The organism is Gleimia sp. 6138-11-ORH1 (genome assembly GCF_024814355.1).
Classification (GTDB): Bacteria; Actinomycetota; Actinomycetes; order Actinomycetales; family Actinomycetaceae; genus Gleimia.
This window is the reverse complement of the sequence record NZ_JANUXV010000007.1, coordinates 11,645-31,632: the sequence shown is the minus strand read 5'-3', so window position 1 is coordinate 31,632 and position 19,988 is coordinate 11,645. Positions and strand designations below refer to the sequence as shown.

The following is a 19,988-nucleotide window of genomic DNA, read 5'->3' as shown; positions in this document are numbered from 1 at the left end:
GGGTGGTTTTCACCAAGCACGTGAAGGCTTGCTTTGAGGTTTTCTACATGGAGGGAGATCGCTTCCTTTAAACGTCCAGACTTTTTGTATGCGCTGGCGAGGTTATTGCGACTAGTGAGGGTGTCGGAAAGGTTTTCCCTAAGTATGTGAAGGCTTGCTTCAAGGTTTTCTACATGGAGGGAGATAGTATCGTCTAAACGCCCAGCCTCTTGGTAAGCGGTGGCGAGGTTATTCCAGTTTGCGAGGGTGTGGCGGTGGTTTTCATCAAGCATGCCCTTTCTTGCTACAAGGTTTTCTTCAAAGAGGGTGATCGCTTCATTTACTCGGCCCATATTTAATGAAGCTAGACCGAGAGTATCTTTTATCTGGATGGATTTTTCTTTGTCAAGATCTATTCCTAAGATAAATGTATCGAGAGCGCAGATTTCAGAATCCAGATTCATTTTGGAAGCTCTACTGAGCATACTTGGAATCAAATCTATTACTTCCGTAGATTTAATGATATTTTTCGAAAAATCCTGATCGTAGATGACTTTCAGTTGCTCTAATAGTTGCTTATAGTCTTGACGTAATGAATTTCGCATATTTTCTTTTAACGGTTTTTCCGCTTCATCAAACTGGGAAATCATTCTTTCAATGTTAGTGGTTAAGAGTTTTACAGCCGATTCTATACGGATTATAGGATCACCTTTAGCGAACAAAGAGGGATTTTCTCTTAAAACCCGCGATTGTAAACTGTGTAAGAAAACCAAATCTTCATCGGTTGACTGGATAAGAGAATAATCTTCCAAAGCACCTAAAGTATCTAAAGAACAAAGTTCATCTTCAGCACATTCTTCAAACCATTTTCTTGGCACACCTGATTCGGCCAAAAAACACAGTGCAGATAATTGTTCCTCAGCATTACTCTTTTCTTCTTGATTCAGCGTTAATAGTGTAGACTCAACTGCTTGCAACAGAGCTGTTACAACGTGCGTGGTGTAGTTGGCTCCCGCAGGACACTTTATCGCCCGATTGAGCTCGTACTGTTTTAGTGCAGAAAGATACTTGCGAATGTCCCTCTTGTGCTTTTTCATAGTGTGGCAGGCTTGGCTCAACGCAACAGGTAAATAGCTAAGTTTGGAAGCAAGCTCAGCATAATCGTTGCTGTCTTTTCCTTTTAGTCGCTTGTTTAGATACTCTTTTGCTTCGGCAACAGAAAAACCATCAATAATTAGTTCTTCAGCTATTTCAAGGGAAACAGAGTTAGTCGTGATGATTACTCTTGCCTTCTGAAAACTCGGAATTAAGCCAGAAAGATCCTCAGTAGTTTTTAGATCGTCAAAAACAAAAAGACAGTCACCTAAATTAGGGTTTGAAGCTAATCTATTTTGAACGGTTTGAGAAAGTTCATCATCACTGACATTTTCAGTTGGAATCTCAAGTAATCCCGCAATCTCTCTATACATTGAGTGAAGAGACAAAACAGAAGGATCTTTTTGCCAAACTACAACGGCCCAGTCTTTTTCTAATGCAGCAGAAACTAAAGCTGAAGCGATTTGAGATTTACCGCTTCCTCGCATACCTTTAAGAACCCAAACGCCATCTTTTCCATCATCAAAAATCTGCTTTTTAAGGCTTCTAAAACGTTCGCGCTCAATAGAATCCTTAGCTTCAGGAATCCTATTGGCTAACAGGTGAATAGGATGGCTAAATTTCCCTTTTCCACTCAGGGCTTCTAACATTCTATCTTGTTTATCGTTAATCTGTTGAAAGTTAGTGTTAAGAAATTCGTCTGTCTTTTGACTACTAGACAAAAGAGCAGTAATACCCTCAGGAACAAAAGAATCTTTATGTTTAATTAAGTCAAAGTAGATTTCTATAGTTAAAACAACTAGTCGGTCAAATAAAGGGTAGGATTTTTTTGAGTGAGAGACGCGTTCCTTCTTTGCATACTCTTTAAAATTGGTCAGAAATAAATCGTAGTTTTTCGCTATATCAATCTCTGTATTCTGCGGGTTAGAGAAAAACTCATTGATATAACGATTAAAAGCTTCGGAAACATTGCGGCAAATACTTTTAAGCTCATCAAGAGGGGTGTTATGAAGTTCTTTCAAGCTCTTAAGTCTATCCTCGACTTTGCTTTCTAAGGCCTGTTTTAACTTCTTTTCTGATTTAGAATCAGTACCAGGTACGATGTTGGATGCTATTGAGTACAGTTTTACAGCGGCAGCAAGGTACGGAGAAAATAACTCTAGAAATATAGTAGTTATCTCTTTCATCTGCTTCTTTGAAATATTCACTACGAACCCTCCGCAACAAACAAAACTATAAACTAAATTTTACCGCCCACCTACAATGGCATCAACAACCTGAGAATAGACTTTTTCTGAAACCCGCCCTCCTTCACGGCGAACCGAACCGGCGGGTACAAAAACGAACCTATCTAAACGCACCTCAGAGTTACGACGCTGACGGTCCCAGTCGCCCGTACCAATATCCATCCATCGGCGCCCCCACCGTGTTTCTTTAAAATCCTCATGATTCTTTGACGTCATCTGCGCACAAATAAACCCGCCATCATATTTCGCTAAAACTAAGACCGGCCGATCTTTACCCACAGACGGGTCATCCTCAAACGGAACCCAAGCCCAGACAACTTCCCCTGGATCTGCATCCCCATTGTGGCTAGGCTGATAGGAAAACTCAGGCAGGGCAGCGCCCTCGGGAAGAAAATAGGAATCATGCCCCGGCAACCCCGCTTCAGTGACGCTCCCCGGAAGCCCCGCAGCTGTCACTTTCGCGTGAGGTGGCTGAGGTTTACCAGCAGCTTTCTTGCGCTGTGCTTTCTCCTGCTTGCGCCGTGCTTCCTCCTGCTTTCGCTGGGCCTTTTCCTGCTTGCGCTGGGTTTTTTCCTGCTTTCGCTGGGCCTTCTTCTTTTTCCGCTGCGCTCTCTTTTGCTTATGCTGCTCTTGCTTCGCCTCCACCAGGAACAGAGAAAAAATAAAATCAATGACCAACTCAATAAATAAGTTCAAAATGGGCTCCTTAAAATCAACTCCTTACAGTCTATAGAGCACACAATCCAAAAGAAACCATTTAAGGTGAGCAAGCCCTCTATCCCTGTATTTTCCCTAAACTGCCAAAAAGCATAGAATAATACAGTTGGAAACTGCTAAATGTTGTAAGGCACAAACTTGAAAACCAAGAAGGAACTTTTCCCTATTCTAGCTCTGCTAGTAGCTGCGGCCATTTGGGGATCCACTTTTATTGTCATTAAAGATCTGGTTAATGCGGTTTCACCCTATGACCTGATCGGGATCCGCTTCGCTATCACCGCGGTAATCATGGGACTAATCTTCTTCCCCATGCTCCGCAAAGCCGACCGAGACACCTGGAGACACGGACTAATCGTGGGTGTAGTATTTGGAATCGGGCAGATCATCCACACTGTGGGAATCTCCATGACAGCAGCTTCAACAGCAGGATTCATCACCGGAATGTACATCATCATGATCCCAATCCTGATGCTAATCATGTACAAGATTGTCCCCAACGGATTCGTCATCATCTCTTCCGTTCTGGCAGTCGCAGGGATGGGCGTGCTCTCATTAAACGGTTGGCACCTGGGAATCGGCGAACTGGTGGTATTGGTTTCCGCTGCTTTCTTCGCCCTACACATGATTTTGCTGGGCCGCTGGTCAACTGAACGCACCAGTTTCCAACTGACAATCATTCAGATTTTCGGCCTGGCCCTGGTGTCAGTGCTGGTCGCCATTCCCGGGGGAGTGCAGCTTCCACAAACCCCTCGTGACTGGCTTTCCATGGTTTACCTGATTGTCTTTGCTTCCGTGCTGGCAATTTTCATTCAAACTTGGGCGCAATCTAAAGTCAGCCCCACCCGCACCGGCGTGGTAATGGCAACTGAACCAGTTTTCGCCGCAGCATTCGCCATCCAGTTCGGTGGCGAGTCCCTCACCCAGCGTATGATCTTAGGCGGTGCACTGATTTTAGTGGCAATGATCATTTCCGAACTGCGTCCCGCGCACGGCACAGTAGAAGATAAGCTCACTACCGATCGTCCGGTGGAAGAAAAAGAGCACGCGGACAATTAATATATTATTTCCTTATCTCCCAATAGTAGGCAGTGCAGGCGCCCTCGATTTGCTTGAATAACAGCATTTCCCGAGGGCGCTTGCAATATGTTTTCTCTTTCTAGAAACGGTTTTTAACCCGGAAGTGTAACGATTTCGCAAACATTCCGTTATTTACGTTTCAATAAGTGAAACTCACTTTAATTTGACCGTTTCTTTACTTAAGGTAGTAGTGTCCTTCAATTTATCAAGATAGGGATGCAATGAAAAAATATGCACGCATCGTCGCAGGCGCAAGCGCGCTGGCCCTGCTATTCACCCCAGGAGTAGCCTACGCTACTTCAACGGAGAATCAGCCAGCCCCCACACCTGCGGTAGAAGCACCAGTCGAATACGTAAAGGTGCTGATCTTAACGCACAACCAGCCCACCCGCCCCGGCGCGGAGATGCTGAACCTGCGTGAAGTAAACAAAGTCCGTGACCAATTAGTAGAAAAGTACGGTATTAAACCAGACCGTTCCTTCGGATACCTCATTAAAGGTTTCGCAGCAGAAATCCCCGTTGATAAATGGGCAGAAATTGCAGCAGAACCAACTGTGGCCAGCGTAGAACGCACCGTTACCTACAAGCCATTGCAGGGAACCGCCGGTGACCTAACCTTCTCAACTCACGCTCGTAGAGACCACAACATCTCTGGTGAAGGCACCGTAATTGCGGTTATCGACACCGGTGTGGACATTAACCACGAGTCAATGAAACTAGACGACGGAGCAAAAACTAAACTAGCTCCCGCAGCCGGCTTCACCGCGAAAGTACCTTGGGGTTACAACTACGCGGACGATAACACCGAAGTAAACGACCTAACCGGTAACGAACACGGTATGCACGTTGCAGGTATTTCCGCTGCAAACGGCGGTAAAGACGCTGACATTCAAACCAACGGTCGTATCAACGGGATTGCCCCTAACGCTCAGGTGCTGGCACTAAAGGTTTTCTCTAACTCTGTAGATGTCAAAGGTAAAGGTGCATCCACCGAAGACATTATTGCAGCGTTAGAAGACGCAGTTAAACACGACGCTGACGTGATCAACATGTCCCTGGGCGCCACCAATGGTTTTGGTGGTACCTCCGGTGAAGGTCGCGCCGTTAAAATGGCTACCGACCAGGGGATTGAAGTAGTTGTTGCCGCCGCAAATGACGGCTTGAACTTCTCAATGGACGGCGACACTAAAGACGTTTTCGGTCTATTCGATGACAGCACCATTGGTAGCCCCGCAACCGCAGATACTGCTTTGGCAGTTGCTTCTGTGGATAACGTATCTTCAACTGTGCGCGCTGCCCGAGTAACTTCCGGAGCAACCTCCTACGCCCTCGGCTTCAACGTGCAAAAGGGTGCTCCTGACGGACAACCACATAAGATTGTCTACGGTGGACTGGGTAAACCAGACCAGATTCCAGCTGACGCACAGGGTAACTACGTGCTAATCCAACGTGGTGAAATCACCTTCGCCGCTAAAGTCGAAAATGCGTTGGCTAAAGGCGCAATCGGGGTAGTTATCTATAACCATGCCACCGGTGGTGAAACCATTCCAGGCATGGGCGGAATCGACGGATTCCAAACCTTCATTGGCGGTATGATTCACTCTGAGGGTGAACGCTTACGTCAGCAGATCGCCGCAGGAGAAACTCAGGTAGCATTCACCTCTGAACTGGTCCTACAGCCATCTGATACTGCTAAGCAGCCATCATCGTTCACCTCTTGGGGTACTGACACCTCCCTTTCTTTCCGCCCTCACCTATCCGGTATCGGTGGAAACGTTTGGTCTGCTCAGAACAACAACTCTTACGCCACCTCTTCCGGTACTTCCATGGCAGCGCCACACGTAGCTGGTGCAGCTGCTTTGATGCTGGAAAAGAATAAGCAAAAATTCCCTAACCTAAGTCGCGCAGAAATTACCAAGTGGAACCGTATCGCTTTGGCAAACACCGCGCAGATTCTAATCGCCTCAAACGGCGTGCCTTTCTCTGCTCGTCAGATGGGTGCTGGTCTGATCAATACTAAGGCCGCAATCGAAACTGACGTTTACGCAACTGTAGAAGGATCTCCTTGGGTTGCCTTAAAAGAAATCAACGCCCCACGTACCTTCACAGTTACTCTGACAAACAAGGGCGATAAGGAACGCGTTTACAACACGGGCGCAACCTGTGTAGTAAACGAAACCAACACCGCATTTGAAGCAACCACCACAGTTTGTAGCAACGTGGAAACAATTACTGCTTCCGCACCTACCGTAACTGTGCCTGCGCAGGGAACCGCAACAGTTTCTTACACTGTAACCCCAGATATTTCCTCTACCCACTGGCTCAGCGCCTGGGCGAAATTAACCCCAGCAGCTGACGCTAACACTGTGCCTGAACTGGTTATCCCAGTATTAGGCTTCGTAGGGGACTGGAACGCAGAAAAGATTTTTGATGCTCAAGCTGGCGAACCAGCCGTTTTTGACGCTCTCTTCCCAGACCCAGCTCAGAACACCACTCGCACCGCTTTAGTAACTCCCACTGGTCCTAACACCAGCGTAACTTCCGTTTTGAATAAGCCATTTTGGGTTTCTCCAAATGGTGACGGGGTTCGCGACTCTGTACACCCACTGGTTGTCTCATTGCGTAACGCTTGGGAAGTACGCGGTAAAGTTCTAAACGCTAACGGAGAAGTAGTCCGCGAAGTTGGTAAAGACAACGAAATCCGTCGTAATACCCTCAATGACTTACTAGCTGGCCGAGCTCAACTAGGTGAAGAACTCAATGCACTTCGCTTTGACGGTCACCTTTACAACAAGAAGACAGGCAATTTTGAGCCACTTCCTGAAGGTGACTACACCTACCGTCTACAAGCTAAATTAGCTGACGGATTTGCCGCGCAGGACTACGACTTCGCGTTCAAGGTTGATACTACTAAACCAACTTTGACGGTGAATACACCTGCGCCTAACGCACAGCAAGATCTGGTAATTCCAGTAACTGCAGCAGATGCGCTTTCCGGCTTGAACAACGTTTCCGCCACCATCAAGGGCGAAGGCGTTAAACTGGCTGTAGCTAAGACCGCAGATGGCAACTACGAGATTACTCTTCCAGCAGATTACGTGGAATACACGGAAATTGTTGAAGTTGTCGCTACCGATAACGCCGGTAACACTCAAGTTGAAGATCTAGTGGTAAACCGTAGTCCATTCACTTTGGACGATGCAGAAAACTGGGCTAAACTATCTATCGCAGCTGATACCAAGTCAGAATTCTACGGTGATTTAGTAGTTAAGAACGCTCAGCGTAAACTAAGCGGTTCCGTAATTGAAGGCGTTGAAAAACTCTACCTCAACAACGTTTTAGTACCGTTGAATGGGCGAGCTTTTGACACTACTTTGCCAGTAAATGACGGTGCTGAAACTGAGGTTATCCTGCGTGCCGAGAGCGGCGGTAAAACCATTGAAACTGACCTGACCTTCCTCTATGACTCGGTAGCTCCAGAAATCACCTTAAATGGCTTAGAACACGACGCTGCTTTTGGTTTCTACTACGCAGAGCGTAAAGCGGACGGTACGGTTCGCTTAGAAGGCTCAGTTGCTGACGCTAACTCAACTATCACTAAAGTGGACGCTACTTTACTGGGTAAAGTCGGTAAACTAACCCATGATTTTACCGGTAATAACTTTGCTTGGGATCTACCAGTTCCAGAACACTTTGGTGTAGTTAAACTGACAGTTACTGATGGTGTCAATGAAAGCTCCGCTTACGTTCGCATCACCAACGCTGGTTTCAATGCTTCTGGAAAGATCGTTTACGGTGATTTGTCGGTCACTGGCTTCAATCTAGCTGACCGTAAAGACGAAAATGTTTCTTTCAAAGACGGCCAATACTACTACAGCTGGGATGGCATTTTAGCTTCCTTGCCAAGCCGTTTCTTGATCGACGATAAAGAAGTTCCATTCGATCCAAAGACTGGTGCATTCAACGTAGAACTTCCTTTAACACAGGGGATTACCCCAGTTAATCTAAAGATCTACGATCTTAAGGGTGACTTGGTCTTTGACACTTCATTTAGAATCTTCTTTGACTCAATCATCCCGGTTTACACCCTGGAAGAAGGCAAGCCAGCAATTAACGCTGACGGTGCAATCTACTTGAAGGAAGCTGGCGACGTACAGTTCAAGGGAACAGTTTCAGACAACGCTTTCGGCTATGCGCTGGCGTTAAATGGAAATATCTTGGAATACATCGTAAGCCGTTTTGATCCATCTCCTGAAGCAAACCAGCGTGACTTTGACACAACGGTAGCTGCAGAAGACGGTGACATCTTCTTCCTTGGCCTCTACGACCAAACTGGTAACTTCACCGAACGGAAGATTCCAATTGTAGTTGATAAGTTAGCTCCTGAAATGACCACTTCCGGTATCGAAGCTAACGCAACCTACCAGGTGCCAACTGCATCAGATAAGGTTACTAAGCAAGTTACAGTAGAAACTACTGACGCTAACTTGGCGAGCCTACGCGTCCTAGTAGACGGAGAAGTGGTTTCCACTAAGGTAGTTAAAGCTGTACCTCACCCGAAGTCCTCCTTCGTACAAGAAGGTGACTCTACAGAAGGTAAAGATGCGGGCTCAGGCAACACTCCGGAAGATCCGAAGTTCCAAGGCTCTGAGGAAACTGCTGAGGAAGCAAGTGCTAATACTCCTGCTGCTGAAAAGACAACCGGAACTGAAAATGGTACTGCAGTTCCAGCTGCTGTGGCAGAAGCTGTAGCTAAGCGTGACGCGCAGAATAATGCCACTGGAAAAGACGCAACTCCAGGTGCAGAAACTGCTGAAACCACTTTGGCAGTAACTGTTGAAGTTGAAGCTGCTCCGGGCGATCACGTGTTGGCTGCGGAAGCTACCGACAAGGGTGGTAACTTGGCAATCACTAACGTTCCATTCGTAGTTGAAGTAGCTCCGGCACCTCCAGCACAAGATGAAGCACTTAACGCAGAAGCAAAGACCTCAAAAGTGACATTAACTGCCACTGGTAAAGCACCTAAGGGTGTAACTTTCAGCTTGACTGCAGCAGAAGAAGGTAACGTAGCTACCTTCACTGCGAAGAGCCAGCCAGTAGCCTTCCAAGCAACTTACTCTTTGGCACCAGCTACGGCAGTTGCGAAAGTTGAATTGGTTGGAGCAAACGGTGAACTCACCGTAGTCAAACCAGTACTACAGGACGGTAAGTTGGTATTCCAAGCCTACTCCGATGCAGTGATCCGCGTAACCTACAAGGCTGCACAGATTGAAGGTAAGCCAATCGCTCCTCCAATCAAGAAACCAGCTAAGCCAGGTATTCCTAACACGGGTACCAACGCAGCAACCCTAGGATTAGCTTCCGCGCTATTCCTAGTTGCGGGGGCAGCGTTTGTAGTTGCACGTAAACGCAAAACCGCTTAAGAACTAAACTATTAGCTTAAGCTAACGGGCGGGTGAGTAACCAAGGGTTACTCACCCGCCCGTTCAATTGGAAGATAAGAATGCTTTCCCCGCTCTAGAGTTCTCACTTCTAGCAAGAAGCCAGCCCCGTACGTAATCATCACGGGATGCAATCGCAAGCAAAAGTCCCTATCACAGCAACGCCGCTTGTCCCATAACCCTGAAAGGGAGGGAATGACTTAGAGGATCGCCCCTACAAAGATAAAACAAAACCCGGTATCTCAGTGATTTTTCGTTGAGATACCGGGCTTTTCTGGTAGCGGGGACAGGATTTGAACCTGCGACCTCCGGGTTATGAGCCCGGCGAGCTACCGAACTGCTCCACCCCGCGTCGGTAATATCTACCTTACGTGAGTTTGAGCTAACCGTGCAAATCAGCGGTGGGTGTGTTTAATCACGTTTGGTAAGATGAGGGGGATAGTCTGAAATCTTGAATAAATCAACGAAAAGAGAATATCCCTTGAGTGACGTACCGCAGCGCGATAAAACTATGGAGATTCTAAGCCAACCTCAGCCTAAAGGCTTCGCCACCGGCTACGTCAAAGCCGAAGCTTTAAACCAAAAAACTCGCCGGCAACGACTCATGGTCGCAGCCGGTTGGGCACTTTTCACCCTCCTGTTCTTAGGGCTCCCCACCGATATTATTCCCAACCCGATTTTTGCTCGTGAAGTTCCCATCCGCTGGTGGGAATATCCCGTAATCATCGCAACTGTTGCTTTAACTTTCGCCTGGTTCGCAGTTCAGGCCCCACCCGCATTAGAAAAACAAAACTCGCGTTTAATTGGGGGAGTGACACTGGCACTCTTTGCCGTTGCTTGCCCGGTCTGTAATAAGATTATTCTGCTTCTAATGGGCACTGCCGGAGCCTTAAATACTTGGGCGCCGTTACAACCTTTTATTGCCGTATTCTCTTTGGTGGCGTTAAGCATTGCCCTGTGGTTGCGTATTGTGAGCGCGAAAAAACAAGTCTCTTAGAGTCTTTTTAAAGACTTAGGGGATAGTTTAGCGGGTCTAAAAATGGGGTGAACCCAGGTCCACAGCAAAGAAAGCCCCACTATTAACGCCCCTAAACCGATCGCTAAAACAGAGGAGTAACCATACAGGTAAGTACCTAAAAAGGGAGCGAAAATCCAGGTAAAACCACCCACAGCATGTAAAAGTCCCGCTACGGAACCTTGCCCGGTTACGTCAAACTGTAAAGATGCTCCCGCATGATAGCCGGGACCACCAATCCCAGCTCCCAAACCTTGCATAAAGGAAAAGCACAACAGTAGCCACAGGGGAAGAGAAAACATTAGGGAAGCTACTGAAAGAAATACCAGGAATAAGCCGGTACGCAGCAGGCGTTGTGGCCGCCAGCTTAACTGCTTAACTATAACTAGCTGAGCAAACATTGCGCCGGAAGCTTGTAAAACCATAGCCCAACCCGTGTAGTAAACAGCAAACTGTGGTGAAAAACCGTAGCGGTCTTGCAAAATAAAGCCAATCGTAATCTGAACAACCCCATTGGCAAAAAACATTCCAGCCCCAGCCAAGATAAAAGGAAGTACCCGCCTATCAGTAAAACGTACTTTAGGTGGTTTAGCAGGCTTACTTACCCCTTTTGAAGTAGGTAAGAAAATCACTGCAATCACTAAAGCCGCACTCACAAATAAAGGAGTTGCATAAACCGGAGCTAAAAGCCACCAAGCAGCCAGGAAACTCGACAGCAGAGAACCAGTAATAGTAGCAATGTTAAAGGCGGCTCCAAAAGAAGCTAAACCCTTTACCCGCGCGCGTTCAGTAGGAGTAAATTCAGCAATCAGCGCCTGACCGGTGGGTGCAACCGCTGCCACAGCAGCTCCAAAAAAGAAACCTCGAGCAAAAATAATCCCTAAAGCAGCAACTCCGGCAGTGATTAAACCCGATATACGCGCGTAGGTAGTTAAAGCAAATAAAGAGCCAGCAATGGTAGCTAAAACCAAGGCGGAAACTAAAACCGGTTTACGCCCCCAAGAAACCGATAACCTACCCCAACGCTGCGATAAAGTCATCACCATCAAAGCAGCTAAAGAAACCGTAGCTCCCATATGCCAATCCTGCATCCCTAAAGAACGAGACAGCGGAGCCAACACAGCATTTAAAAGAAACTGTCCAATATAGGTGAAAAATACCATGACTATCAGCGTATTAATCACACGATTAGCCTGCGCAGGAGTTAAAACAGAAGCACTTGGGTCAGTCATCATTTAAGAATACGACACAGGGTCAATAAAACCACAGTGAGCAGATTTCAAAATAACCAATCTCTCAAAATATACGGTAAAAAACTCTAAGTTCTGATTTTTTCCGCCCTCGGGAATAAAATGAAAGTGGTTACGCACCCAAGTAAGAAAAACGAATAATGATCGAATTTATTAACGTATCTAAACAATTTCCCGGATCGGAAACCAAAGCAGTTTCCGATTTCAGCCACACCATACCCAGCAGAGAAATACACGTCTTTTTGGGATCCTCCGGATGTGGGAAAACAACTTTGCTGCGCTGCGTGAACCGCATGGAAACTCCCAGCAGCGGAAAAATCCTCTGGGACGGTGAGGACGTAGCCAACTTAGACAAAGTACAACTGCGTCGCTCAATCGGCTACGTACTCCAATCCGCCAGCCTATTTCCACATATAACAGTATTAGACAACGTAACCACCGTGCTGCGTTTACGTAACGGAAAAGAAGACAAAAAACTCTCCTCCGCGCAGATCCGCGCTCGCGGGCTAGAAATGCTGGAACTGGTGGGACTCAACCCAGATTTAGCTAACCGCTATCCGGCGCACCTATCTGGCGGGCAAGCCCAACGCGTTGGAGTTGCCCGCGCCATGGCCCCCAACCCGAGTCTTATGCTGATGGACGAACCTTTTGCCGCGGTAGACCCACTGGTGCGCGTCCAACTGCAGGATTTAGTACGCGACTTGCAAAAAGAATTTAAAACTACGGTGCTGTTCGTAACCCACGATGTCGATGAAGCGGTGCGTTTAGCAGATCAGATTCTGGTACTTTCTAACGGAGCACAAATCCGGCAAAGCGGAACCGCCCGCGACTTACTCACCAACCCAGCGGATCAGTTCGTAGCAGACTTTTTAGGCATAACTCCGGATCGGGAACTTACCTTAGGGGCAGATAATCGCGTATTTTCCCCCGATGGTCGCCCTCTTGGGAAACTCAGCGGGGGCAGCCAATGAGTTGGTTAGCAAATAACTACCAACACGTAATCAACCTATTATGGATGCATTTACTGCTGGTAATTCCCGCCATTATCGCTACCTTGCTTGTCTCTGTGCCAGCTGGGTATGTGGCGACGAAAACTCCGCGTCTACGGGAACTTCTCCTCACCGGCTCAGGGTTGATTTACTCTATTCCCGCGCTCCCGCTTTTAATTCTTCTGCCGGTCTTATTAGGGATTCCGCTACGTTCCAATTTAAACGTGCAAATCGGCTTAACCCTCTATGGCTGTTCTCTTTTGATTCGCGCTGCCGCGGATGCTTTTGACCAAGTAGATCGGCAGATTCTCAGCGCAGCTCAAGCACTGGGCATGGGGAAGCACACGATTTTTTGGAAAGTTCATCTTCCACTGGCCGGCCCAGCGATTTTAGCTGGTTTACGAGTTGTGGCTGTTTCTACTATCGCTTTAGCAACTATCGGCGCTTTGCTGGGGATTTCTTCCCTGGGTTTACTATTCACTGACGGCTTGCAGCGTTCGATTATGGCTTCAGTTATCACAGGTATTGTGATGACGGTGATTTTAGCTGTGCTAATAGATCTGCTTTTAGTTGGGATTGGCCGTTTGCTTATGCCATTCCCACAGGCTAAGACTCATAAATCTGGCCAGCTAAGTAAACCGGTGGTGGTCGCATGAATTTCTTTGTAGAAGCCTTCCAATGGCTGGCTGATTCGGCGAACTGGACTGGGCCCGACGGGGTGATTAATCGCGTAATCGAACATTCTTACTATGCGTTACTCTGTCTTTTCATGGCATCTTTAATCGCGATTCCGCTGGGCTTGTTTATTGGGCATACAGGCCGGCTGCGTTCTTTGGTGATTTTATCCACTGGGAGCCTCCGAGCCATCCCTACCTTGGGATTGCTTTCCCTCTTTGGGCTACTGTTGGGCGCCGGTTCTTTAGCGCCTTTATTGGCTTTGATTATTTTGGTGATCCCCACTATTTTGGCGGGTACTTACGCCGGAGTTGAAAGCGTTGATAGGATGATTGTTTCCGCTGCTCATGCGCAGGGGATGACCGGTTGGCAAGTACTTTTCAAGGTGGAGATTCCGTTGGCTTCTCCACTGATTTTGGGGGGCTTGCGGTCAGCTATGCTCCAGCTAGTTTCCACAGTTACTTTAGTTGCTTACTTAGGTGGCGGCGGCCTGGGAAGATACTTATTCCTGGGGTTGGGAACCCAAAATTATGCGTTAATGCTGGTGGCTTCCCTTTTAGTGATCGCTATCGCGATTCTTTTCGAGGGCGGTTTTGCTATCCTCCAGCGTTGGAACCAGCGTAAGATTCATAAGTAAGAATAAGTAGATTTAAAAGAGGTATGAGTATGCGTGATCTAAATCGTCGACAGGTTCTGAACCTGGCAGGTATTTCCGGGTTCATGGTTTTAGCAACCGGACTAGCTGCCTGTTCTAATGTTGATCCCTTAGCTGATGGCGGTGGGAAACCTATTACGGCGGATGTTAAACCTGGTGATAAAGATCGTCCACTGGTAATCGGTTCTTCAAAATACTACTCTGCTGGTATTATCGCGGAGATTTTTGCGCAAGTATTAGAAGCTAAAGGCATTTTCGTTTCCCGCCAGTACAACATTGGGGCGCGCCCTGTTTTCTTAAAAGAATTTGAAGCCGGTAAGATCGACTTAATGCCCGAATACGGCGGTAACTTATTGCAGTACTATCGTAAAGATTCTACGGCAGTTACTACCGAAGAAATCCGTGAAGAATTAAAAACTGCGTTACCAGCAGGGATTACCGCACTGGATTTCTCTTCTGCGGTAGATCAGGACTCTTACTGTGTAACCGATAGTTTTGCAATCAACAATGCTATTGGTTCCTTAGCTGATTTAACTCGTTTAGGGCGCCCCATTAAAGTGGCTGCTAACTCAGAGTTAGCAGAACGCCCCTATGGGCCGATCGGTTTGAAAGAAAAGTACGGTTTGGAAGTTGAACTCACCCCGATTGAAGATGGGGGAGGCCCGCTAACTGTGAAAGCTCTTAAAGACGGCACAGTTGATATGGCTAATGTTTATTCTGCAGATCCCGCTATTCGACGTGAGGGTTTGGTGCCGTTAGCTGATCCAAAGAATTTGATTGTAGCGCAGAATATTCTAGCTATTGCTTCAAATCAAGTTTCACCTGAAGCTACTGCCGCGATTAATGAGGTACTGGGTAAACTCGACCAGACCGGTATCTTAGGAATCAACTATGCTTCGGTAGTGGAACAAAAATCAGCTGAACAAATCGCAGCGGATTGGATTGCGAACAACCTTTAATATTTAAGTTAAATCCCCAGATCGTCGAGATTAGTTCTTAAACGATCTGGGGATTTAACTTTTAGTGAACTATTTTAGTTTCCTAAGAAGTGTGTTGAAGCTAGGCTTAACGGTTTCCCTAACCTGCTGGGTGAACCTAGCCTACCGGCGACGGCGATAAACAGCTACTTTCCAACGGGCATCGCCGGACTTTTCCCGCCACTGGCAGTCCGACTCTTCCGGCACTAAAACCCAGTCGTTTGCGTCAATTTTAGGGGCATACACAACTGAAGCATTAGTTTCAACATCTAAATCAAGGTAAGAAACTACCAGCTCATCAGCTACTTCCAGGGCCTCTTGATAAATAGTTGCCCCACCGGCAATCCACACCAGGTCAGAAGTAGTCTCAGCTAAGGCGATCGCTTCATCTAAAGAATAGGCAACTTCACCGCCCTCGGCAAGAAAATCTTTATTCCGCGTAATCACAATATTGCGACGCTGCTTCAAAGGCGCGTATTCGCCCAGCGCTTCCCAGGATTTTCTCCCCATAATCACCGGATAGCCCAGAGTAGATTCTCGGAAATGCTTAAAATCAGCAGGAACGTGCCAAAGCATTTCAGCACCCGTACCTAAACGCCCAGACTTATCCTGAGCCCAAATCATTTTAATAACCGCCACGGAAGCCCACCTACACAGCAACCGGAGCTTTAATAGTTGGATGATGCTGATAATTTTCTACGCTAATATCTTCAATCTGATAGCTAAAAAGAGACTCGGCTTTTTCTAGCTTAAGCGTGGGGAAAGGATAGGCTTCTCTGGAAAGCTGCTCTTTAACTTGCTCAAAATGATTCGTATAAATATGGCAGTCCCCGCCAGTCCAAATTAAATCCCCAACTTCTAAATCGCACTGCTGCGCAATCATGTGAGTTAGCAGAGCGTAAGAAGCGATATTAAAAGGAACGCCTAAAAAGAGGTCGGCACTGCGCTGATAAATCTGCAGTGATAGTTTTCCATCTACAACGTATAGCTGGAAGAAAGAGTGGCAGGGCATAAGTGCCATTTTATCCAGCTCTGCTACGTTCCAAGCAGACACAAGCATGCGACGCGAATCAGGGTCATTACGCACCAACTCTAAGATTTGGGAAAGCTGGTCGATATGTTTCCCATCGGGTGTGGGCCAGGCACGCCACTGCACACCGTAAACTGGGCCGAGGTCGCCGTTTTCGTCAGCCCATTCATTCCAAATCCGAATCCCGTTCTCCTGAAGCCACTTGACGTTTGCTGAGCCTTGTAAGAACCACAGTAGTTCACCCACCACAGATTTTAGATGCACTCGTTTAGTGGTGATTAGAGGAAAACCTTGACTAAGATCAAAACGCAGTTGGCGTCCGAAAACAGAGACTGTTCCCGTGCCAGTACGATCAGATTTTTTAGCTCCTGTGATTAAGACTTCGCGCAGTAAATCTTCATATGCTGTATTGATCTCAGTCATTTTCTCTCCTGGAAAGCTGGGGAATACCGGGTTTATTTGGAAAGCTGATTGGCAGGAAGGCGGGAAGTTTCCGGTGCGGTTGAGAGTGCTTCTACAACCGGTAAATTAACTTCAGAAGCTGAATTTATGCTTGCTCGGGGAATAACTGGAAAACTAAACGTGGCTGGAGCCGGCCCCAGAAAATCACGGGTTCCCGTAATCGCCTGATGGGCTAAAGTATGTCCCAGATACCAGCCGACTCCCACGCCAATCCCAAACGGCAGGACCTTACCAAGAATAGAGGTGGTCCCTTTTTGTAACTGCCGCTTCCCGAAGCGTTTAAGTAATATCGCATTTACTTTAGTAACCGCATTAGAGTTCATCTGTTGGAATGAAGACCGCATACTAAGTAAAGAAGAAAAACCAAGTTTACTATTTACTAACTCAGTTGCTTCTGCTCCAAGAATCGAAGACATAACCAGCAGACGGCGATGTTCTCTTTCCTCAGTGGGGATACCGTACACGTGTGCCACACTTAAGACGTAAAGGCCAGCTTGCCCTAAGTAGGCAATAAACTGGGCTGAAGAAACTCCTAAACCGGCTATCGTGTTAAGTCCCGGAAGGGTGGCTACTGCTCCGGTTGCTCCTGCTGAGAATGCTGACGAGCGACGAAAACGCTGCCCCAGAATTTCAATCAGTATCTCTGGGGTAGCCTCTGGGTGTTCTAAACGCAACGCATTAACCCGATTGGCAATATAATCTTGTGGAACTTCCGTCATCACATCAATCGCTGAGGCAAAATCAGTGATTCTTTTAAATTCGCCAGCTACTTCTGAGACATTCTTTACCGCTGCAGTAACTTTACTGGGCACAGTTTTAAGAGTTTCTAAAGCCATTAAGAATCCTTAACTTAGGGTTAGCTTTCTGAAGTAATTACCAGGTTATCAGTCATCCCGTTTTGCAGGGTATGAGAGATAGTGCAACGACGTTCAATCGCAGCCCGCACACGACGTTCTAAAGTTTCTAACTCAGCAGTGGACAGCCCCGATAAATCGGTAACTATTTCGATATCCATGTGAGTGAAACGATCAGTTTCTTTATCGTAGTCTCCGGACACGCCAATAGTGGACTGGTAATCCTCTCCTAAAACAGCTGCAAACCGAGCGTCAGAAGAAGTGGCATTACAACCAGCCAAAGCGAGTTTCAGCAGGTCACCAGGAGTAAATTCATCATCGGCGTGACCGATTTTCACAGTAGGTCCCAAAGAAGAGTGTCCTACAAAAGATCCGTTACCAACACGTTCTAACCAAAGCTGTTTTGCCATGTTATTCTCCAAAATTAGTTAATGAACTTAGTGAAAGCCTGCGTCTCAAAAGACGCTACCGACTCTAAATTATCAACAACTTGCTGTTCGATTTTCTTCCCAAACAATGGAATAGAGACTTTCACCTCTAATTCAACAATTCGTTTAGTTTCAGATTCAAGTGGAATTAAGCGGGAAAAGCCCTTAACAGATACCGGTAATCCTCCGGTATCAACTTCAATAATTCCCGTGTAGTTAGAGGTATCCCACTCATCTCGCACCTGTAATTGGAGTCCCGCAGCCGGGATAAACTTCTGAGCTACCGGCGGTAACTTGAGGGCTGTTCCACTGGCGGTTAAGTCAGTGACAGCTACAAAACCTTGTTCGGTGGGAAGTACTGTGCCAGAGTAATTGATTTCTGTTGATTCTTCAGGAAACTGCTGTTCGATACGTGCCGTTAAAAAATCTGGGTCACCTAAAACTGTAATCACTTTTTCAATCGAAGCTGGGTAGATGATTTCAAATGAAGTTTTCATTACTTCCTTTCGCCCTGCGGCTTTCAAAATGAACTTACTTATACTTTACGGGCAAAGCACAAAAAATACGCAAGAAACCGTAAAGTAGAAGTATGCAAGGTTTGACAGATTACGCCCACACTCTGACAGATGATTCACTCCCCGCAGAGGATCTCCATTGGTTACAGCTGATTCTTTCAGACTGGCAGGTTATATCTGACCTTGCAGGCGCTGACTTAGTCATGTGGATGCGCACAGAAGACAATCGCTACATTGCCGTTGCCCACGCTCGCCCCGCCACTTCCTCAACCGTACATTTCGAGGACGTTGTGGGCATGTATGCAGCGCCCTCGCGAGTAGCCATGCTTGAAAAAGCGCGCAACAGTAAAAAAGTACTCTCAAATGAAGCTGCCAAATTTGCCGGTACCTACTCACTTAAAGAGCTGCTGATCCCAGTGATCATGAACGGAAAAACTCTGGCAGTAATCACCGCAGAAACAAACTTATCAGCAACCCGCTCAGTTGGAAACGCAGCTAATTGGACTATGGGAGCTGCCCGTATCCTCGCTGATATGATTACCCGCGGCGAATACCCCTATGACGCAACCCCAGCGGCAGTGCAGCATGGGCAACCACGCGTGATTGACGGCGCAATCCTAATTGACGCGGAAGGTTACGTTAGGGAAATCACCCCTAACGCAACTTCATGTTTACGCCGGTTAGGTATCAGAGAAAATCCTGTGGGGCGCCTCCTTATTGAAGACGTCACGCAAATTGTGCAAGCTTCTCGTAGTATTGATGAAACTTTAGCGGTAGTTGCCATGGGGAAAGCCTCTTGGGTAGCGGAAATCGAAAGACACCAAACTACGATTACTCTGCGCGCAGTGCCACTTATTAACGGAGATAAACGTTTAGGGGCAGTCCTCTTAACCAGAGATGTTTCCGAAATGCGCCGGCGCGAACTGGAGTTAATGACTAAAGACGCCACGATCCGAGAAATACATCATCGGGTGAAGAATAATCTGCAAACAGTTTCCGCTTTGATTCGTTTACAAGGGCGGCGAAGCCAATCTGAAGAAGTTAAAGCAGCGTTGGCTGAAGCAGAACGGCGAGTCACCACTATCGCCACCGTACACGCGGCACTTTCGCAAACTATTGATGAACGCGTAGATTTCAACGAAGTTGCCCGTCAGGTTCTTCCTCTGGGGGTTGATTTAGCTCGGACAAAACATCAAGTTTCGATTGAAATTGAAGGTGACTTTGGAGTAGTTAAGTCAGATAACGCCCAAGCTTTGGCTACGGTACTTACCGAACTGGTCACTAACGCTGTTGAACATGGGTACCGCGATTACGGTGGGGTAGTGCGGATTAACGCTACTCGCAACGGAAAGTGTTTAAAAGTGACTGTAAGTGATGACGGGTTAGGGATTGAACCTGGGCGGGCGCGTTCCGGTTTAGGAACCCAAATCGTAGACACGGTAGTTGCCGGTGAACTGGATGGGAGCATCGAATGGAAGCAGCGAGAAGACCAGGCAGGAACTGAAGTTCTACTTGAAATGCAGTTAGAATGTTAAACTCCGTCTCACCGGCAGGTAATTTTCTAATCCTTCTATTCGCTGAG

At 47.0% G+C, this 19,988-nt stretch carries 16 protein-coding genes and 1 tRNA gene; 8 read left to right on the top strand and 9 right to left on the bottom strand.

Features of this window, described 5'->3' with window-relative positions:
• Positions 1-2,282: tetratricopeptide repeat protein (locus tag NXS08_RS07300; protein WP_259138991.1), on the bottom strand; the 2,282-nt coding region annotated here is incomplete at its 3' end.
• Between the two features lie 39 nt (positions 2,283-2,321).
• Positions 2,322-3,017: a type II toxin-antitoxin system PemK/MazF family toxin gene (locus NXS08_RS07295; RefSeq protein ID WP_259138989.1), complete on the bottom strand. Its 696-nt coding sequence runs from the start codon at positions 3,015-3,017 to the stop codon at positions 2,322-2,324.
• A 159-nt stretch (positions 3,018-3,176) separates the two neighbouring features.
• Between NXS08_RS07295 and NXS08_RS07290 the strand changes: the two genes are divergently transcribed.
• On the top strand, positions 3,177-4,094 hold the full coding sequence (locus NXS08_RS07290; RefSeq protein ID WP_259138987.1) for a DMT family transporter: 918 nt from the start codon (positions 3,177-3,179) through the stop codon (positions 4,092-4,094).
• A gap of 242 nt (positions 4,095-4,336) precedes the next feature.
• The gene (locus NXS08_RS07280; RefSeq protein WP_310546946.1) at positions 4,337-9,538 is read left to right on the top strand and encodes a S8 family serine peptidase; all 5,202 of its coding nucleotides are present in this window, start codon (positions 4,337-4,339) and stop codon (positions 9,536-9,538) included.
• A gap of 293 nt (positions 9,539-9,831) precedes the next feature.
• Here NXS08_RS07280 and NXS08_RS07275 read toward each other — a convergent pair.
• Positions 9,832-9,908 (bottom strand) — tRNA-Met (locus NXS08_RS07275).
• Positions 9,909-10,037: 129 nt separating this feature from the next.
• On the opposite strand from NXS08_RS07275, the gene NXS08_RS07270 reads away from it, so the two are divergent.
• Positions 10,038-10,553, top strand: a complete 516-nt coding sequence (locus NXS08_RS07270) for a hypothetical protein (protein ID WP_259138985.1) — start codon at positions 10,038-10,040, stop codon at positions 10,551-10,553.
• On the opposite strand, the gene NXS08_RS07265 is transcribed toward NXS08_RS07270, so the two are convergent.
• The gene (locus NXS08_RS07265; protein ID WP_259138983.1) at positions 10,550-11,803 is read right to left on the bottom strand and encodes an MFS transporter; all 1,254 of its coding nucleotides are present in this window, start codon (positions 11,801-11,803) and stop codon (positions 10,550-10,552) included. The two genes, NXS08_RS07270 and NXS08_RS07265, sit on opposite strands and share 4 nt — an antisense overlap.
• A 158-nt stretch (positions 11,804-11,961) precedes the next feature.
• Between NXS08_RS07265 and NXS08_RS07260 the strand changes: the two genes are divergently transcribed.
• From NXS08_RS07260 to NXS08_RS07245, 4 genes are read left to right on the top strand one after another with little or no spacing between them, the layout of a single operon-like run.
• Complete coding sequence (locus tag NXS08_RS07260) at positions 11,962-12,792, top strand: ABC transporter ATP-binding protein (RefSeq protein ID WP_259138981.1); 831 nt, start codon at positions 11,962-11,964, stop codon at positions 12,790-12,792.
• Positions 12,789-13,466, top strand: a complete 678-nt coding sequence (locus NXS08_RS07255) for an ABC transporter permease (protein WP_259138978.1) — start codon at positions 12,789-12,791, stop codon at positions 13,464-13,466. The genes NXS08_RS07260 and NXS08_RS07255 overlap by 4 nt, the downstream gene beginning before the upstream one ends.
• A complete protein-coding gene (locus NXS08_RS07250; protein ID WP_259138975.1) occupies positions 13,463-14,122 on the top strand; it encodes an ABC transporter permease in 660 nt (219 codons plus the stop codon). The genes NXS08_RS07255 and NXS08_RS07250 overlap by 4 nt, the downstream gene beginning before the upstream one ends.
• A gap of 29 nt (positions 14,123-14,151) precedes the next feature.
• Positions 14,152-15,099: an ABC transporter substrate-binding protein gene (locus NXS08_RS07245; protein WP_259138973.1), complete on the top strand. Its 948-nt coding sequence runs from the start codon at positions 14,152-14,154 to the stop codon at positions 15,097-15,099.
• Positions 15,100-15,240: 141 nt separating this feature from the next.
• Here the strand turns inward: NXS08_RS07245 and NXS08_RS07240 are convergent, their stop codons facing one another.
• Genes NXS08_RS07240 through NXS08_RS07220 form a run of 5 tightly spaced genes read right to left on the bottom strand, consistent with a single transcriptional unit; the run spans position 15,241 to position 18,388 of the window.
• Positions 15,241-15,756 (bottom strand): dihydrofolate reductase, encoded by a 516-nt coding sequence (locus tag NXS08_RS07240; protein ID WP_396232263.1) that lies wholly within the window; start codon positions 15,754-15,756, stop codon positions 15,241-15,243.
• 10 nt (positions 15,757-15,766) lie between these two features.
• A complete protein-coding gene (locus tag NXS08_RS07235; protein WP_259138971.1) occupies positions 15,767-16,570 on the bottom strand; it encodes a thymidylate synthase in 804 nt (267 codons plus the stop codon).
• A 32-nt stretch (positions 16,571-16,602) separates the two neighbouring features.
• Positions 16,603-17,445, bottom strand: coding sequence for a hypothetical protein (locus NXS08_RS07230; protein ID WP_259138969.1), 843 nt, complete (start codon positions 17,443-17,445; stop codon positions 16,603-16,605).
• Between the two features lie 20 nt (positions 17,446-17,465).
• A complete protein-coding gene (locus NXS08_RS07225; RefSeq protein WP_259138966.1) occupies positions 17,466-17,873 on the bottom strand; it encodes an OsmC family protein in 408 nt (135 codons plus the stop codon).
• Between the two features lie 14 nt (positions 17,874-17,887).
• Complete coding sequence (locus tag NXS08_RS07220) at positions 17,888-18,388, bottom strand: DUF2505 domain-containing protein (RefSeq protein WP_259138964.1); 501 nt, start codon at positions 18,386-18,388, stop codon at positions 17,888-17,890.
• 92 nt (positions 18,389-18,480) lie between these two features.
• On the opposite strand from NXS08_RS07220, the gene NXS08_RS07215 reads away from it, so the two are divergent.
• Entirely contained in the window at positions 18,481-19,941 is a 1,461-nt protein-coding gene (locus NXS08_RS07215) for a sensor histidine kinase (protein WP_259138962.1), read from the top strand.
• The last annotated feature ends 47 nt before the right edge of the window (positions 19,942-19,988 follow it).

Bases quoted from the DNA above. Each gene is read 5' to 3' on its own strand.
- NXS08_RS07280 (WP_310546946.1), top strand. From the start codon at position 4,337: ATGAAAAAATATGCACGCATCGTCGCAGGCGCAAGCGCGCTGGCCCTG.
- NXS08_RS07265 (WP_259138983.1), bottom strand. From the start codon at position 11,803: ATGACTGACCCAAGTGCTTCTGTTTTAACTCCTGCGCAGGCTAATCGT.
- NXS08_RS07260 (WP_259138981.1), top strand. From the start codon at position 11,962: ATGATCGAATTTATTAACGTATCTAAACAATTTCCCGGATCGGAAACC.
- NXS08_RS07255 (WP_259138978.1), top strand. From the start codon at position 12,789: ATGAGTTGGTTAGCAAATAACTACCAACACGTAATCAACCTATTATGG.
- NXS08_RS07250 (WP_259138975.1), top strand. From the start codon at position 13,463: ATGAATTTCTTTGTAGAAGCCTTCCAATGGCTGGCTGATTCGGCGAAC.
- NXS08_RS07245 (WP_259138973.1), top strand. From the start codon at position 14,152: ATGCGTGATCTAAATCGTCGACAGGTTCTGAACCTGGCAGGTATTTCC.
- NXS08_RS07235 (WP_259138971.1), bottom strand. From the start codon at position 16,570: ATGACTGAGATCAATACAGCATATGAAGATTTACTGCGCGAAGTCTTA.
- NXS08_RS07230 (WP_259138969.1), bottom strand. From the start codon at position 17,445: ATGGCTTTAGAAACTCTTAAAACTGTGCCCAGTAAAGTTACTGCAGCG.
- NXS08_RS07225 (WP_259138966.1), bottom strand. From the start codon at position 17,873: ATGGCAAAACAGCTTTGGTTAGAACGTGTTGGTAACGGATCTTTTGTA.
- NXS08_RS07220 (WP_259138964.1), bottom strand. From the start codon at position 18,388: ATGAAAACTTCATTTGAAATCATCTACCCAGCTTCGATTGAAAAAGTG.
- NXS08_RS07215 (WP_259138962.1), top strand. From the start codon at position 18,481: ATGCAAGGTTTGACAGATTACGCCCACACTCTGACAGATGATTCACTC.